Annotated in this window: 16 protein-coding genes; 2 read left to right on the top strand and 14 right to left on the bottom strand. The window is 56.4% G+C overall.

The genetic code is table 11. The features are described from left to right. Positions 1–37: 37 nt before the first annotated feature. Both ACUVTU_RS02350 and ACUVTU_RS02345 read right to left on the bottom strand, forming a co-directional pair. A complete protein-coding gene (locus ACUVTU_RS02350; protein ID WP_445888358.1) occupies positions 38–2,794 on the bottom strand; it encodes a helicase C-terminal domain-containing protein in 2,757 nt (918 codons plus the stop codon). An 82-nt stretch (positions 2,795–2,876) separates the two neighbouring features. Beyond that, a complete protein-coding gene (locus ACUVTU_RS02345; RefSeq protein ID WP_445888357.1) occupies positions 2,877–3,242 on the bottom strand; it encodes a hypothetical protein in 366 nt (121 codons plus the stop codon). 103 nt (positions 3,243–3,345) lie between these two features. On the opposite strand from ACUVTU_RS02345, the gene ACUVTU_RS02340 reads away from it, so the two are divergent. Then, the gene (locus ACUVTU_RS02340; RefSeq protein ID WP_445888356.1) at positions 3,346–3,588 is read left to right on the top strand and encodes a hypothetical protein; all 243 of its coding nucleotides are present in this window, start codon (positions 3,346–3,348) and stop codon (positions 3,586–3,588) included. A 45-nt stretch (positions 3,589–3,633) separates the two neighbouring features. On the opposite strand, the gene ACUVTU_RS02335 is transcribed toward ACUVTU_RS02340, so the two are convergent. Both ACUVTU_RS02335 and ACUVTU_RS02330 read right to left on the bottom strand, forming a co-directional pair. After that, a complete protein-coding gene (locus ACUVTU_RS02335) occupies positions 3,634–4,242 on the bottom strand; it encodes a hypothetical protein (protein WP_445888355.1) in 609 nt (202 codons plus the stop codon). Between the two features lie 126 nt (positions 4,243–4,368). Then, complete coding sequence (locus ACUVTU_RS02330; protein ID WP_018085907.1) at positions 4,369–4,542, bottom strand: hypothetical protein; 174 nt, start codon at positions 4,540–4,542, stop codon at positions 4,369–4,371. Positions 4,543–4,663: 121 nt separating this feature from the next. Between ACUVTU_RS02330 and ACUVTU_RS02325 the strand changes: the two genes are divergently transcribed. Then, a complete protein-coding gene (locus tag ACUVTU_RS02325; RefSeq protein WP_445888354.1) occupies positions 4,664–5,383 on the top strand; it encodes a hypothetical protein in 720 nt (239 codons plus the stop codon). On the opposite strand, the gene ACUVTU_RS02320 is transcribed toward ACUVTU_RS02325, so the two are convergent. From ACUVTU_RS02320 to ACUVTU_RS02275, 10 genes are all read right to left on the bottom strand, one after another. Next, positions 5,380–5,634 (bottom strand): hypothetical protein, encoded by a 255-nt coding sequence (locus tag ACUVTU_RS02320; RefSeq protein ID WP_445888353.1) that lies wholly within the window; start codon positions 5,632–5,634, stop codon positions 5,380–5,382. The genes ACUVTU_RS02325 and ACUVTU_RS02320 overlap by 4 nt on opposite strands. Positions 5,635–5,713: 79 nt before the next feature. Further along, entirely contained in the window at positions 5,714–6,400 is a 687-nt protein-coding gene (locus ACUVTU_RS02315; protein WP_445888352.1) for a metal-dependent hydrolase, read from the bottom strand. A 38-nt stretch (positions 6,401–6,438) separates the two neighbouring features. Then, on the bottom strand, positions 6,439–7,452 hold the full coding sequence (gene meaB, locus ACUVTU_RS02310; protein ID WP_445888351.1) for a methylmalonyl Co-A mutase-associated GTPase MeaB: 1,014 nt from the start codon (positions 7,450–7,452) through the stop codon (positions 6,439–6,441). Positions 7,453–7,925: 473 nt separating this feature from the next. Next, on the bottom strand, positions 7,926–8,849 hold the full coding sequence (trxB, locus tag ACUVTU_RS02305) for a thioredoxin-disulfide reductase (protein ID WP_445888350.1): 924 nt from the start codon (positions 8,847–8,849) through the stop codon (positions 7,926–7,928). Between the two features lie 80 nt (positions 8,850–8,929). Next, positions 8,930–10,618, bottom strand: a complete 1,689-nt coding sequence (locus ACUVTU_RS02300; protein ID WP_445888349.1) for a sigma-54 interaction domain-containing protein — start codon at positions 10,616–10,618, stop codon at positions 8,930–8,932. 75 nt (positions 10,619–10,693) lie between these two features. Beyond that, a complete protein-coding gene (locus ACUVTU_RS02295; RefSeq protein WP_445888348.1) occupies positions 10,694–11,404 on the bottom strand; it encodes an ABC transporter ATP-binding protein in 711 nt (236 codons plus the stop codon). Then, positions 11,401–12,174 carry an ABC transporter ATP-binding protein gene (locus ACUVTU_RS02290; protein ID WP_445888347.1) on the bottom strand — a complete coding sequence of 258 codons (774 nt, stop codon included), beginning with the start codon at positions 12,172–12,174 and terminating at the stop codon, positions 11,401–11,403. The genes ACUVTU_RS02295 and ACUVTU_RS02290 overlap by 4 nt, the downstream gene beginning before the upstream one ends. 26 nt (positions 12,175–12,200) lie before the next feature. After that, positions 12,201–13,106, bottom strand: a complete 906-nt coding sequence (locus tag ACUVTU_RS02285; RefSeq protein WP_445888392.1) for a branched-chain amino acid ABC transporter permease — start codon at positions 13,104–13,106, stop codon at positions 12,201–12,203. A gap of 9 nt (positions 13,107–13,115) precedes the next feature. Beyond that, positions 13,116–13,988, bottom strand: a complete 873-nt coding sequence (locus ACUVTU_RS02280) for a branched-chain amino acid ABC transporter permease (RefSeq protein WP_445888346.1) — start codon at positions 13,986–13,988, stop codon at positions 13,116–13,118. A gap of 106 nt (positions 13,989–14,094) precedes the next feature. Further along, positions 14,095–15,300 (bottom strand): ABC transporter substrate-binding protein, encoded by a 1,206-nt coding sequence (locus ACUVTU_RS02275; protein WP_445888345.1) that lies wholly within the window; start codon positions 15,298–15,300, stop codon positions 14,095–14,097. Positions 15,301–15,322: the final 22 nt, after the last annotated feature.

Here is a 15,322-nt window from a genome sequence, read left to right as displayed (position 1 = left end):
GATTATTTTAGCATGATTGCGCCCGTGTGAGAAGTGTTTATTTTTGTAGCCAGGCCTTCATGTCCCGGCACACTGCGGCAGTCGTATTGTGGTAATAATCCTGCAGCGGCAGGGATTGCAAAAAAAGGCGACCATATCTTTTTTCCACCAGGCGACCATCCAGGATCACCACCGCCCCCCGGTCCCGCGCCGTGCGAATCAGGCGACCAAAACCCTGCTTAAAACGAATGATGGCCTGCGGCAGGCTGAAATTGTAAAAACTGGATACCCCCCGCCCCTCCAGCTCCTCCATCCGGGCCTTGATAATGGGCATACCTGGCGGCCAGAAAGGCAGCTTAACAATAACCACACAGCGCAAAGTATCGCCGGGCAGATCCACCCCTTCCCAAAAGCTGGCGCTGCCCAACAGCACACTGCGGCTGTTGCGCCGGAATTCCTCCAGCAGCCTGGTTCGCCCGCCGTCGATGTTGTGACCCAGCAGGTAGATATCCTGCTCTTCCAGACGGGGCAGGAGGCGCCAGTACACCTCTTTCAGAGCGCGATGAGAGGTAAAGAGTACCAGGGTGCGACCCCGGGTGACAGCGATAATTTCCTGCAAAGAACGGGTCAGCTGATCCAGATAGCTCTCCTGTACCTGCTCGCCCTGCTGGGCCAGATCGCTGACTATGTAAATCCGCGCCTGCTCGGGATAGTGAAAAGGGGACGGAACGGTATACTGAGCAAGGCGGCCCTGCTCCACCCGGTCCAGACCCACCCGGCTCTTGAAATACTCAAACGAACCTCCCACCGTCAGAGTAGCCGACGTCAACACCACGGCCCTGCCGGCAGCAAACAGGTACTGGTGGATCTGGTGGCCCACAAAAACCGGAGCTGCCTGCAGCACACAGAACATTTTTTCTGCATCGCCGCCGCACTCCACCCAGTACACATATTCTTCCGAGGTGCAGCCGAAGATGAACTCCAGATCGGCTGACAGAGCCGATAGATCCGCCAGCAAGCGTTGCCATTCCAGATAGTGCTTTTCCCAGGCTTCATCAATTTCGCTCAATTCCAGCAAAAGCCGCTCCAGCTCCCGGCCAGCCTCCTCGATGGATCGCAAGACGAAAAGCAGGTTGCTGAAATCGGCCAGAGGCAAGCCGGGAATTTCATGCATGATCTCGGGAGTCAGGCGCAACACCAGACGACCTTCCTGTGACCGGGCGTAACGCCGGCAGCTGTGCACCAGGGCACGGAAAAAGCTCTCCCCGTACTCCCGCAGCCGGTTTCTGTTTTCGTTCAGTTTGTGGTTTAGCTGCAACCACTTTTGCTGTTCCCGGGGTGGCACCATTTTGCCGAAATGGCCGAGCAATCTGGCCAGCACCACCTGCCAGCGTCCAAAACCGCGATAGCTAATTTGCCGGGAAAGCTGTTCCGTGGCCGCATCTTCCAGGTGGTGGGCCTCGTCAATGATCAGAGGCCCGTAAGCGGGCAGGATTTTAAACTCGGCGGCCAGATCGGCAAACAACAGCGCATGGTTGGTAATGATCAACCCCGCGGCCTCCAGCGCACGCCTGGCCTGCATGACATAGCAATTTTCATTAAAATAAGCGCACCGGCTTCCGGCACAAGAATCGCTCTCGGCACAGATCTGCCCCCAGAATTCCGCCTCCTGCCAGTTCAGGTTCAGCTCGGAGCGATCTCCCGTGCGGCTTTCCAGCAGCCAGACCAGCACCCGGGCATAAAAGGCCGCCTCCTCGGGCAGCAGGTTGTTTTCCTGCAGTACCGCCCGCCAGCGACGCAAACAAACGTAGTTCTGTCTGCCCTTGGCCAGCGCCACAGGCACATCCATTTCCAGCGCCTGCAGCAGGGCGGGAACATCTTTGTCCCACAGCTGCTCCTGCAGGTTCAAAGTGCGGGTGGCTACCACCACCCGGCTGTTGTTGCGAGACAGCCAGTACAGCGCCGGCAAAAGGTAAGCCATGGATTTGCCCGTACCGGTGCCCGCCTCTTGCAACAGGATGGTTTTTTCATTAAAAGCCCGGGCCACACAGGCGGCCATGTGCTGCTGCTGGGGCCGGAATTCAAATTGGGCCACCCGGCGCGCCAGTACACCCCGGGGTGAAAAAGCAGCGGTAATTTCTACCAAATCCAGCATCTCGTCCTCGCCGGCCCTGTACGGGCGCCGGCTGACCACTTCCGGGCCGGCCAGCAAAGGGCCGTCCGCCGCCCGGGGCAGAAGAGAGAGGAGCAAAGGAGCCCAGGCCGAACCGGCCCTGTCCAGCAACCGGGCCAGCTCCTTAAGCGCCGCGCCGGGCAATTGCCCGGCCTGCCGCACCAGGTGCTCACATAAATACACCGCCGCCCGGGCATCGGCTGCCGCCCGGTGCGCACCCAACACCGGCATGTCCAGCATCTGACACAGATCCGCCAGCCGGTAACTGGTCGCCCCGGGCAGCAAAAAGCGGGCCAGTTCACAGGTATCATACAATGTATTACCCAGCGCATGGCCCAGGGCATTTTCCAGAAAACTTTTATCAAAAAGCACGCTGTGCCCCACCAGCGGCTGATTTCCTATAAAATCGGTTATTTCCGGCAAAATTTGCTCAATAAGTGGTGCGTTTTGTAACATCTCATCGCTAATACCGGTCAGGTGTTTAATTTTCAGCGGCAGGCGACAGCGGGGATTGACCAGGGACTGATAGGTAGCCACAACCTGTCCCTTTTCCACCCGCAACAGGGCAATTTCAATCAAACTGTCCGACTGGGGATTGGTTCCCGTCGTCTCCACATCCAGCGCCACATATTGCTCCAGCAAACAATCTCACTCCTACCTCCGGCATGTAGATCATAAATTCTGTCACGGATCTGTTTTTCCTCCCCCGGAGCGAGACTAAACTTTATTCTGCCCCGGATTGGTTCTTGTTTTTTGTGTCCAGGGCCATCTGGACGCTGCCGGCCACCAGGCTGATAATCTGCCCCACCAGGGCAATCTGACGTGTAATGCGGCGCAAATTTTCTTCCCAACCGGCTGGAGACAAACTGTGTTCGTTTTCCAGCAGGTTGCTCAAAGCGGCGCTGACCTGGTTCAGTTTGTCCATCAGCTCCTTTTCCTGTTCTTTTTTCCGGGCCAGCACTTCCATGTCCGCTGTAAGGCGTTCCAGAGCGGCCAGCAGTTTCTGGTTATGCTCGTGTGTTCTTTTACCTTCCTGTTGTATCTTTTCTATTTCGGCAGCCAGACGGCTGATACTTTCCTGATATTCCATTTTTATCACCCCCTAAATTTTTATTGAATTAATAAAACAAATAGTACACAAAAATACAGGTAGTGCATAATTTAAATACAAAACTGCACAGGAGGCGAATTAATTGGAAAAACTACCTATTGATGTGCATAATTTGCCACAACCCCTGCAGAGTATGGCCCAGAACTTTGATCCAGCCGTTCTCTCCGAAATGATTAAAAAATACGACCCGGCCACCTTGAGCCAGTTAATCAATACCACCTTCGCCCTGCTCAAAAACTCCCTGCCCCCCGAGCAGGTCGCCGCCCTGGAGCAGATGGTGGGCACCATCAACCAGATGCTGGCCGGTCAAATACAGCGCAGGTAAAAATGAAAATCAGGGCTTGCACTGGGCCCTGATTTTTTATGGCCATCAGGCCTCTTCACTGGTTACCGGCACGGCTTTGACCACAGGCGCCGCACTGCTCTCATCACCCTTCACTGTTCCATACGCTGTTGGCTTTTCCTCCTGGGCCGGGCCGCCCCCGGGCTGGTTGGCCGCCAGTGACTGTACCAGGCCCTGCATGGTATTGATAATACCGCCCAGGTCCAGGCTGGATTTTTTGACTTCCGCGCCCCGCACCGCCCGGTCACCCGTACCCATGCCCATGCTGGTGACAATGTTGCTCACGCTGTCAATCATATTCTGAAAGCTTCCGGCAACCGTTTCAATGATCTGCCCGGTAGCCTTAATCCCGCCAATAATTTGTTTCAGGTTTACGCTGCTTCTGGGCCGGTCGCTCCATGCTCCGGAACTTCTGGCCAGACGCTGGGCCACCTGATCCAGCTGCCGGGCCAGCATGGCTTCCTGCTTTTTCTGATTTTCCAGCTCGGCCAGCACTCCGGACATCCGCCCCAGCACCTGCACAGCCTCTCTGGTCTGCTGCAGGTTCATCTCTCTTTCCTGCCGGATTTCTTCCACCCGGCGCAGCATCCTGGCCAAAACATCGTCCAGTTGCCTGTCCGGCTGATGATTAACCATTTTCGACCACATCCTTTGCCGGCAAATTTGTCTCCAGCCCCCGGCAAATTCACCACTTACAACCAATTTGGAGTAAAGGGCTACACGAAAGGTGTAGCCCTCTCCCGGCCTCCATGAAATATTTTTTTAGCAGGCTGCACAGCAGCAAATAGCCAGACCCAGGAAAATAATGGCCCCGGCCACGCAGCCCGAAATCCACCCGCAAGCGAATAGGGCTACGGCGAAGAAGAAAAACAAGACGCAGAGCAAGAACGGCACGTGACCACAATCCTTCAATTTGGCAGCCAGGGTATCACTCACTGCTGCTTCCTCCCTTCAAAATAACAGACTTGAAACGTTTCCCGGGAACGTTCTATTTTAAAATATGAATTGCCCCGATAATTTGACACGCATGTTAGAATTAAATTAGAGGTGGGAAACGTTGCTGAAAGAGTTTTTCCGGCTCCGGTTCCAGGCCGACTTGCAGACAACCCGGAGCGCCCTGACCACTCTGGAAGAAATCATGTCTCCAACTTTTTTCCAGCAGGCCGTAGACAGGCTGAAGGAAACCAGCCTGGCCGACGCTTTCGGCCGGGACTGCCGGGACGACATAAAAAATATCCCCCTGCTGGCCTACTGGTGGTACAAGGCCCAGGAGGATACCGTTTTTGCTGATTTGAGCGGCCGTTATTACCCCGGAGAAGCCGCCGTGCTCACCAGCGAACTGGGTTTCCACATCCGGCAGCTACACCCCGCGCTGCCGCCGGTCAATGAACTGGCCGAACTGCTGAGCAGCAATCGCTCACTGTTGCTTTTGAGCCATCTGCTACCCGTAGTATCTCATCTGCAAAGCCGCGGGTTAAAACCCCGCCAACTGATTCCCGACCGGGAGGGCTTCGTTATTAGCCTGGCCGAGCCGCAGAATGATTTCCCCTACCACAGGGTATATTTTATTGCTGCGGCGGACGGCCCGACAGCCAGACTGCAGAACCTGGCTCCCGCAGAAGGCTGTGCCACCTTCCTGTACCTGAACGGGCTACCCGCCGACCCGTCCGAATTGGCCGGCATTCCCCACCCGGCTGTCTATCTTCATACGGCCTTTTTTACCCGTACACAGCGGGGACTGGTCCTGGAGCGCCGGGCTTTCGGTATGGTGGTCTAGTCATCCTCTCCGTCACACTGGCATTTATGTTCGGTCAGTACCGGGCGCAGAGCCAGAGCGGCTTGCTCGCCCAGGTTACCGGGGCCGGGGAAAAAAATACGCAGGGCGGTGGCCAGACCATACACCTGGCCGTGCAGATAGGCCCGGCAGCTGGCATCCACCAGTTTCTCATTGCCCAGCAGGTCCAGCGCGGCGTAGACCTGCTGCAGAAGTATTTCGCCCTTTTCCCGGATATCCTGTTGATCGGTCATGTTTACTCCCTCCATCCCGGCCAGCGGTCAGGCTGTCCGGAACACACCGGCCGGTTGCTACCGGCCGCTGCTGTAAAAACTAGATTTCCACGCTGGCACCGGGAGCCAGTACCTGCACAGCCACACCGGTCTGCCCGGTTACCCTGGCGGCAAAGGCATGGGCGTCCTGCTCGATAAGGGGGAAGGTGTTGTAGTGCATGGGAATAACCAGGCGCGGCCTGAGCAGTTCAACGGCCTCCAGAGCATCATCCGGGCCCATGGTGTAATTGTCCCCTATGGGTAGCAGAGCGACATCAATGCTGTGCCGGCGGCCCAGCAGGGCCATGTCGCCGAATAGTCCCGTATCGCCGGCGTGATATACAGTCTTTCCATCCATCTGCACAATAAAACCAGCCGGTGTCCCCAGATACAGGCTTGCACCGTCCTGCCCCGGCACACTGCTGCCATGCCAGGCCGGTGTGAGCTTGACCGTCACCCCATCAAACGAGCGGCTGCCACCAATGTGCATACCATGCGTTTTGAGTCCCCGTGCTCCCAGGTAGCAGGCCATTTCATACACCCCCACCACCAGTGCACCGCTGCTCTGGGCGATACTCTCGGCGTCACCCAGGTGATCGCCATGACCGTGGCTGAGCAGGATCAGATCGGGCTGCAAATCCTCCGGTTTGTGTTTGGCCAGGGGATTTCCGGTAAGGAACGGGTCGATCAGCACCTTGCTGGATCCGGTCAGATAAAACCCGGCATGACCCAGAAATGTAATTTTCATAACATCACTCCCGCCATTGGTTAATATTACCTGATATTTTAACTTAGTTCACGGTTCTTGGCAACCTGGTCCGCTCCGCAGTCTGCCCGGCCCTGCTGGCTGCTAAAAATCAGGGAAAGAATTTGGCGGGCGGCACTGTAAGGATCTTTCTGCCTGGTTTTCACCTGATCCAGCAGCCCGCTCACGCTGGCCAGACCGAGATACTGGTTTTCCACCAGCCGGTGCCAGAAGTAATCGACCAGAGCCAGGGTCTCGCGGACACTCCTCTGCTCCCGCCTGGCTGTCAGGACGCCGCTCTCCTGCATGTACGCCAGATGCTTTTCCACAGCCTGCCACAGCTGTTCCACGCCCCTTGCTTCCAGAGCGCTGACCAGAACCACAGGCGGGCGGTACGCGCTATGCTCGCATTTCATGTCCAGCATCATCTCAATCTCGCTGACCACCTTTTCCGCTCCCGGCAGATCAGCCTTGTTTACCACAAAGATATCGGCAATTTCCATAATTCCCGCCTTGATGGTCTGTATGGCATCACCGGCCCCGGGAGTAAGCACCACCAGCGTAGTATCGGCCACATGCATGATATCCAGCTCCGCCTGCCCCACTCCCACGGTTTCCACAATAATCACATCAAAACCGTAGGCATCCATAATTTTTACCACGTCCTTGGTAGCATAGGCCAGTCCGCCCAGACTGCCCCGCGTGCCCATGCTGCGGATAAAGACCCCTTTATCTGTAGCATGATCCTGCATGCGAATCCGGTCCCCCAGCAGTGCTCCACCCGAGAATGGGCTGGATGGATCCACGGCCACCACCCCCACCGTCTTACCCTGCCGCCGCAGCAAGGCCACCATCCTGTCCACCAGGGAACTCTTGCCGGCGCCGGGTGCTCCCGTTACACCCAGCACATGCGCTCTACCTCCCCGGGCGTAACAGTAGGAGATCAGACCTTCCCTGAACCAACCGTCATCTTCAATATGGGAAATGGCCCTGGCCAGCGCTCGGACCTGCCTCTTTTCCAGACCGGCCAGCAAGTTTTCCAGACTGTCCATCATGCTCCCCCTTTATCTGGCTATTTGATTGTTTAAAGCCGGGCAGTATTTCCGCCATCCCTCATAATTTTATTATAGCCCTCCCCGCCCCGGTCTGTCGTGTAAATTTATTGTTTACTTATCTAAATATTCTTTATATTAAGAATAATAAATCACCCCGATGGTTTATTTTTGACTCCGCAGTGCCTAATATGCCGGTAAATGGTTCACCGGAACACCACCCATCTACCGTTTACCGCTGACAAATGAATATTAACCACTTGCCGCCAAACACTTTTCCCTCCGGCCAGCTGCCGCTACAATAAAAGCAACAAGCTTGGCAAACAACCTAATCTCCTCTCCCTTTCTCCGCTGTATCGGCCGATACAGCTGTTTTTTTTGCCGGCCGGCGGATACAGAAAAAATACAGCCGGTCTTACCGGCCCAACCACATCTGTACCCGCCCGGCTGGTTCCACCCTTTTGTTGTCTGCCGGCTCACTGTTCCCGCCGGCTGAGGTATTTTTCCACTTCCACGGCGGCTATCGCCCCGTCGGCCACCGCCGTAACCACCTGGCGCAGGGTTTTGTGCCGCACATCACCGGCGGCATAAAGGCCCGGACAGGAGGTGCGCATCTGCTCGTCGGTGACTACATAACCCTGTTCGTCCCTTTCCACCAGGTGGGCAATCATGCCCGTGCTGGGCTCGTGTCCCACGTAAATAAAAACGCCATCTACTGGAAGCTCGCGCTGCTGGCCGGTTAAGACATCCTCCACAGTCACCGAACGTACCAGTTCATTGCCGTTTACCTGCTTGACCACACTGCTTAGGACAAACTGAATTTTGGAGTTTTCCCGGGCCTTGTTCTGCACATACCGGGTGGCCCGCAGCTGCTCGCGCCGGTGAATGACATACACCTGGCGGGCAAACTTGGTTAAAAAGAGCGCCTCTTCCACCGCAGCATCACCGCCACCCACCACTGCCACTACCTTTTCCCGGAAGAAGGCCCCGTCGCAGGTAGCACAATAGGATACGCCACGGCCGTGAAACTCCTTCTCACCCGGCACTCCCAGGTAGCGGGGTTTTGCACCAGCAGCAAAGATCACCGCTCGCGCCCTGTAGTTTTGTTCATCAGCCGAAACAATGAAATCGTCACCCTGTTTGTCCACTCCGGAAACATAGGCGTACATCATTTCCAGGCCAAAGCGGCGGGCCTGCTTTTCCATCTGCATGGCCAGCTCGGGGCCACCGATACCGTTTTCAAAACCGGGGTAATTTTCAATCATCTCGGTGCTGGCGGCCAGCCCCCCCGTCATGCCCATCTCTATGAGCACCGCATCCAGATTGGCCCGGGCGGCATAAATACCGGCACTGAGGCCGGCCGGCCCGCCGCCGATAATGATCACATCATATAGTTTCATATCTTTTCACCTTCCTTGTTTGAAAAAGTGCCAATTACCGGTAAATAATAATCAAATTTGCGCTATTCGTCAAGATCTCCTCACAGCAAATTGAGCTTTTTCATCTTGTAGTACAGGGTAGAACGGGGCACCCCCAGCACCCTGGCCGCCCGGGAGCGATTGCCGCCCGTCTGCTGCAGCACCCGGCTGATTAAATCCCTTTCGGCCTGTTCGGTAGCCAGCCACAATTTCGAGGAGCCGTCTACTGCTATTATTTCCCCGGCCGGAGAAAGGTACGCAGGCAGGTCGGAGGGCTGCAAGATTTTGTCTGTGGTCACCAGTACCATGTGTTCAGCGGCGCTACGCAATTCACGCACATTGCCCGGCCAGTCATAGTTGAGCAGGGCCGACATGACCAGAGGATACCACCCCTGAATCGCCTTGCCGTACTGCCCGGCAAAATATCGCACAAAGTATTGGAACAGCTCCGGGATGTCCTCTTTGCGCTCGCGCAAAGGGGGCATGGCCAGCACCACCACATTGAGCTGGTGGTACAGATCCTCCCGCAGCTTCCCGCGGTGGTACAGTGTGGCCAGATCCACTGCCGTGGAAAAAATATAGCGAAGATCCACCCGGTGCACTTTCTCGTCGTAAGCTGAAATATAACGGCCGTCACGCATCAGTCGCAGCAGCTGGTACTGCTGAGCGACCGGAAGTTCCTCCAGCGAACTGATTAACAACGTCCCGCCCGTCAGCTCGTCCAGCATACCGGGTGTCCTGGCCCCACCGAAAAGCATTTCCTCCCAATGCTTTCCTCCCACTCCGGCACAGTCCAGGCGGGCAAAAGGAGCCTGGCTGCGCCGGCTGGCCCGGTGGATGGTCCGGGCCAGCAGTTCCCGTCCGCTGCCCGGTTCACCCTTGATCACCACAGTGGAATCCGTAGTGGCGATTCTCCGGGCCATGGCCAGCACATCCTTCAGCCCGCCGTGACCACCCCGGATATCCTGCCAGGGCTGGTTCTGAACCGTGATTTGCGAAAGCCGCGCTTCCAGTTCCTGCAGGCGCACTGTACGCAAATTGAGTTCCTGACTGAGCTGAACGGTCTCGCTGATATCTTTTTCCACCGAAATGCCTCCCACAATTTTGGAGCCCACTTTCACCGGAGCGGCATTGATCAGCACATGCCGATCGGGGCAGGGACGGTGATAATTGGCCCGAATTATCTCATCCCGGCGCATGACCTTGCTGATCACCAGATTGGAGAAATAATCGCTGAGCTTCTGGCCGGTAATTTCCCGGGCGCTGTAGTTGTACATCTTTTCCGCGGCCTGGTTCCAGCCCGTCACCCTGCCCCCGGAATCCACTATGCAGATGGCCTCATCCAGCAGTTCCAGGAGTGTCTTCAGTACACTGCTTTGCTCCTGCATTATCTGCCAGAGAGAGTGCAGCACATGTTCGAGAAAAATCGCTCCCAGCAACTCCTCCTCCCCGCCTACCAGCAATGGCTGGCGAATCAACTCGAGCAGCCAGGCATCCAGAGGCTGTTCCAGCACTTCCGGCGATACCAGGCGATAGTCGCCACAGATCAAGCCGTCCAGGGCGGTCCCGGGCTCAACCGACAAACTGTGCAGTCGCAAAGGCGAAATCAGTCCGTGCACACGCTGTTCCTTTACTGCCAGCACCTTGCTCCGGCCGGCCAGTTGCCTGGCCTGCCTGATGTTTAGTCCCGTGGGCACAACCAGCACGGGTAATAAATAACCGGCCAGCCGGCCGGCATCACAGGACTGCATATACGTTACCACCTTCACTCTGGCCATATGATCTACCCGGCGGGGCCGCAGACAGCACCTCCCGCCGGAGCCAGACTAGTTTTCACCCAGGTAGGCCTTGCGCACAGCCGGATCGTTGACCAGCTCGGACGCAGGGCCGGTCAGAACAATTTCCCCGGTTTCCAGCACATAAGCCCGGTTGGCCACAGCTAAAGCCATACGGGCATTTTGCTCCACCAGCAGGATGGTGGTCCCTTCCCGGTTAATCTCCTGAATAATGTTAAATATTTCCCGTACCAGCATGGGAGCCAGGCCCATGGACGGTTCATCCAGCAGCAGCAGGCGGGGTCGGGACATGAGGGCCCGGCCGATGGCCAGCATCTGCTGCTCACCGCCGGACAGTGTCCCCGCCAGCTGGTGCTGGCGTTCCGCCAGGCGGGGAAAACGGGCGAAAACCCTTTCCATGTCAGCCCGCACCTCCGCCCGGCTGCGCCGGCTGTAAGCCCCCATCTCCAGATTTTCCAGCACGCTCATCCGGGCAAAGACACGGCGCCCCTCCGGGACCTGGGAAATGCCCAGCTCTACGATCTGGTGCGGCTGACAGCGACTGATGGGCCGCCCCTGCCAGGTAATGGTTCCCTGCTGGGGCCGCATTAATCCGGATATGGTACGCAGGGTGGTGCTCTTGCCGGCCCCGTTGGCCCCGATCAGCGCCACAATCTCCCCCTCCGCCACCTCACAGTTGATACCTTTGAGCGCTCGAATGGCCCCATAACTGACATGCAAATCGCTGATTGTCAGGATCAACCGTACGACACCTCCTGGCCCAGATAGGCGGCAATCACCGCCGGGTCACTCTGAATTTCCTCCGGTGTGCCGGCAGCAATCCGCCGACCGTAATCCAGCACCGTGATCCGGTCCGACAGGCTCATCACAAACTTCATATCATGTTCCACCAGGAAAATGGTGATACCCATATCCTGGATGCGGCGAATCATCTGCATCAGCACCTGCTTTTCCTGCGGATTCATGCCGGCTGCCGGCTCATCCAACAGCAACAGGCGGGGCCGGGTGGCCAGAGCCCGGGCAATCTCCAGGCGGCGCTGCTCACCGTAGGAGAGACTCCGGGCGTATTCATCCCGCTTGTCCACCAACTCCATTATTTCCAGGGCTTCCAGCGCCCGGGCGGTGATTTCTGCTTCCTCCCGCTTCACTCCGGGCCAGCGCAGGATGGCTCCCCACATGCCGCCGCGGCTGCGGCAATGACAACCTATTTTTACATTGTCCAGCACAGTCAGCCGCCCGAAAAGCCTGATGTTTTGAAACGTACGGGCTATACCCAGCGCCGTAATGGCATGGGGGCCCAGCCCCACTATGGACTGACCCTGATAGAGAATCCGGCCCGCTGTGGGTTTGTATATACCTGTAACCAGGTTGAAAACGGTGCTCTTACCCGCCCCGTTGGGACCAATCAGAGCCCGGATTTTTCCTTCTTCAATGCGCATGCTCACTTCGTCCACAGCCTGCAGGCCGCCGAAGTTGATGCTCACCCTGTCCAGTTCCAGCAAGTAGGACATTTTTTCACTCTCCATTGCTCAAAAATTCAGGATGACGACAGACCGCGGGCCGCCGCTCTTTCCAGCCGCTTGCTCCGGTAGCGTTTGATGGCCCGGTAAAGATCCACGCCGCCCAGCAGACCATTGGGCCGGAAGATCATCATCACTACCAGCAGCAGTCCGTAGATCATCATCCGGTATTCAGCAATGAAACGCAAGAACTCGGGAGCCAGGGTCAGCACAACTGTGCCCAGTATGGTACCCGGAATGCTGCCCAGTCCACCCAGCACAACAAAGTTGAGGATCTCAAAAGAACGGGCAAAACCAAAATCGTTGGGATTGAGGTACTGCAACAGATGCGCGTAAAGCCCTCCGCCCAGGCCGGCAAAAAAAGCGCCGATGGCAAAGGCCTGCACCTTGTAAATAGTTGTGTTTATGCCCATGGCTGCCGCGGCGATCTCATCCTCCCGAATGGCCAGCAGCGCCCGTCCGAAACGGGAGTACTGAATTCTGTACATACAGTATACAGTAATGCCCACCAGAAGATATACAACAAATATGTTGGTATAGCGGGGGATACCGGCCAGCCCGATGGCTCCGCCGGTGATCTGCATATTGGTGAAGACGACCAGAACAATTTCACCAAATCCCAGAGTGGCAATACCCAGATAGTCACCGGTCAGGCGCAGGGTGGGAAAACCAATCAGCACGCCCCAGAGGCAAGCCATGCCCCCCCCCGCCAGCAAAGCCAGTACAAAGGGCAGATGCAGTTTCAGAGTGAGCAAAGCCGCCGTATAGGCACCGATACTCATAAAAGCCGCATGACCGAAAGAAAGCTGTCCGGTAACCCCGGTAATCAAATTGAGTCCCAGGGCCAGGATGATATATATACCCAGGAGGTTGGCCACCTGCAGGTAATAGGGGTTGATATTCTGGGTGAGCGAATCCAGCATGTCCTTCACCTACACTTTCCGCTGCACCGGTCGTCCCAACAGCCCGGTGGGACGGAAAAGCAGCACCAGAATGAGCAGTGTAAAAGCAACGGCATCTTTATAGTCTCCATACCCGGCAGCAATGCCCAGCACTTCGGCCACACCCAGAAAAATGCCACCCAGCATGGCGCCGGGAATGCTGCCAATACCACCCAGCACAGCGGCGCAAAAGGCTTTTAAACCGGCCTGCACACCCATCAGGGGGAATACCGAGTTGAAATACATCCCCACCAGCACCCCGCCGGCTGCCGCCAGCAGAGAGCCCAGGGCAAAAGTAAAAGAGATCACCCGGTTGACATTGATCCCCATCAAGGCTGCGGTATCATAATCTTCGGATGCCGCCCGCATGGCCTTGCCAATCTTGACATATTTGACAATCAGGTGCAATCCGATCATGAGCAGGCTGGCCACCACCAGAATAATCAACTGTACCCGGGATACCTGTACCGGCCCCAGAGTATAAAGAGCATCCTGCAGCACCGCAGGAAAGGCCTGCGGCTGCGGACCGAAAATAACCGTCATCAGGGTTTGCAAAAAAATACTTACGCCGATAGCCGAAATCAGCGGAGCCAGTCTGTCGGACCGGCGCAACGGACGATAGGCAATCCGTTCGGCGGTTACGCCCAGAGCCATGCACACCAGCATGGCTAAAAACATGGCCACAAAGATATTTACTTTTAATACCGTGATGGCCAGTACTCCGATAAAGGCCCCCACCATGAAAATTTCCCCGTGGGCAAAGTTAATCAATTGAATAATTCCGTAAACCATGGTATAGCCCAGGGCAATCAGGGCGTAGGTTGCTCCCAGCGTAAGGCCGTTGATCAGCTGCTGCCAGAACATAAATTGTCACCTCATAAATTATCTGCTGCCCAAAAGTAAAAAAACAGCGGTGCGGCCATTACGGGTAGCGCAATGGCCGCAATGCTCTCCTGTTTTCAGCCTTCGCCTACTGCGCGGTGACCGGAATTACCGCCTTCACCGCCCACTTCTGATCCTTCACTTCCAGCAGGAAAACCGGACTCTTGACCGGTTCGCGGTTGGGTCCAAATGAAATAGTACCGGTTACACCCTGCCAGTTCTGGGTTTTGGCCAGTTCATTCTTGAATACAGACGGATCAGCGGAATTAGCCTTCTTGATCGCATCGGCAATCAGCATAACCGCATCGTATCCCTGAGCCGAGAACATGTCGGGCAGAGCACTATTATTCAACTTTTGATAGTCCTGGACAAAAGCCCTGGTCTTTTCGCCGGCATTGTTCAGGTCAGGATAGAATCCCGTATAAACCATGCTCCCTTCCACCGCGGTGCCGCCCAGTTCCCAGAGTTTGGGGGAAAGCAGGCCGTCGCCCCCAACCATGACTTGCTGGAGTCCCTGCTTGCGCACTTCTTTCATGAACAGGCCGCCTTCGGTGTAGTATCCGGTAAAGACGATGCCATCCACCGCTTTTTGCTTGATATTGGTAACCTGGGCGCTGAAGTTCTGGTCACCGTCTTTGATGCTCTGTTCAATAACTATTTGAGCACCATACTTGGTCAGAGCGTCCTTGAATATTTTGGTCAGCCCCACGCTGTAATCGTTATTTACCGATGTCACCAGGGCTACTTTCTTCCAGCCCAGTGTTTCCACGCAGTACTTGGTCACCGCCGGAGCCGCCAGTGCATCCAGCAGCGTGTCGCGGAAAATATAATCGCCAATCTCCACTACGCCCGGTCCCACAGCACCGGCCGACAGCAGCACCACTTTGCTCTGCTGGGCGATATTGCCGGCTACTTTGGTGATGCCGGTGGTGGGATCACCCACAATGGCCACCACTTTGTTGTTGTTGATCAGTTTTTGCGTCACCGTGGCCGCTTCGCTGGGGTTGCTGCGGTGATCGTCTTCCACAATCTCCACTTTCTTGCCCAGCAGCCCGCCGGCAGCGTTGATATCCTCTGCCGCCATCTTCAAGCCTTTCAGCGTCTCAATGCCATAACTGGCATGGTTGCCCGTCTTGGCTCCCAGAAAACCTATTTTAATTGTTTCCCCGGACGGAGCCGCGCTCTGTTCCTGCGCCGGCTTGCCCTGGTCCGCCTGTCCACCGCCACAACCGGCCACCGCCAGGGCCAGCACCAGCAGGGCGACGACCATCAGCCACCAGTACTTTCTTCTCATCTGTCTTTCTGCCTCCTTTTTC

Source organism: Desulfurispora sp., assembly GCF_052744395.1.
The sequence above is the reverse complement of the archived record's forward strand: the minus strand, read 5'-3'. Positions and strand labels throughout refer to the sequence as shown.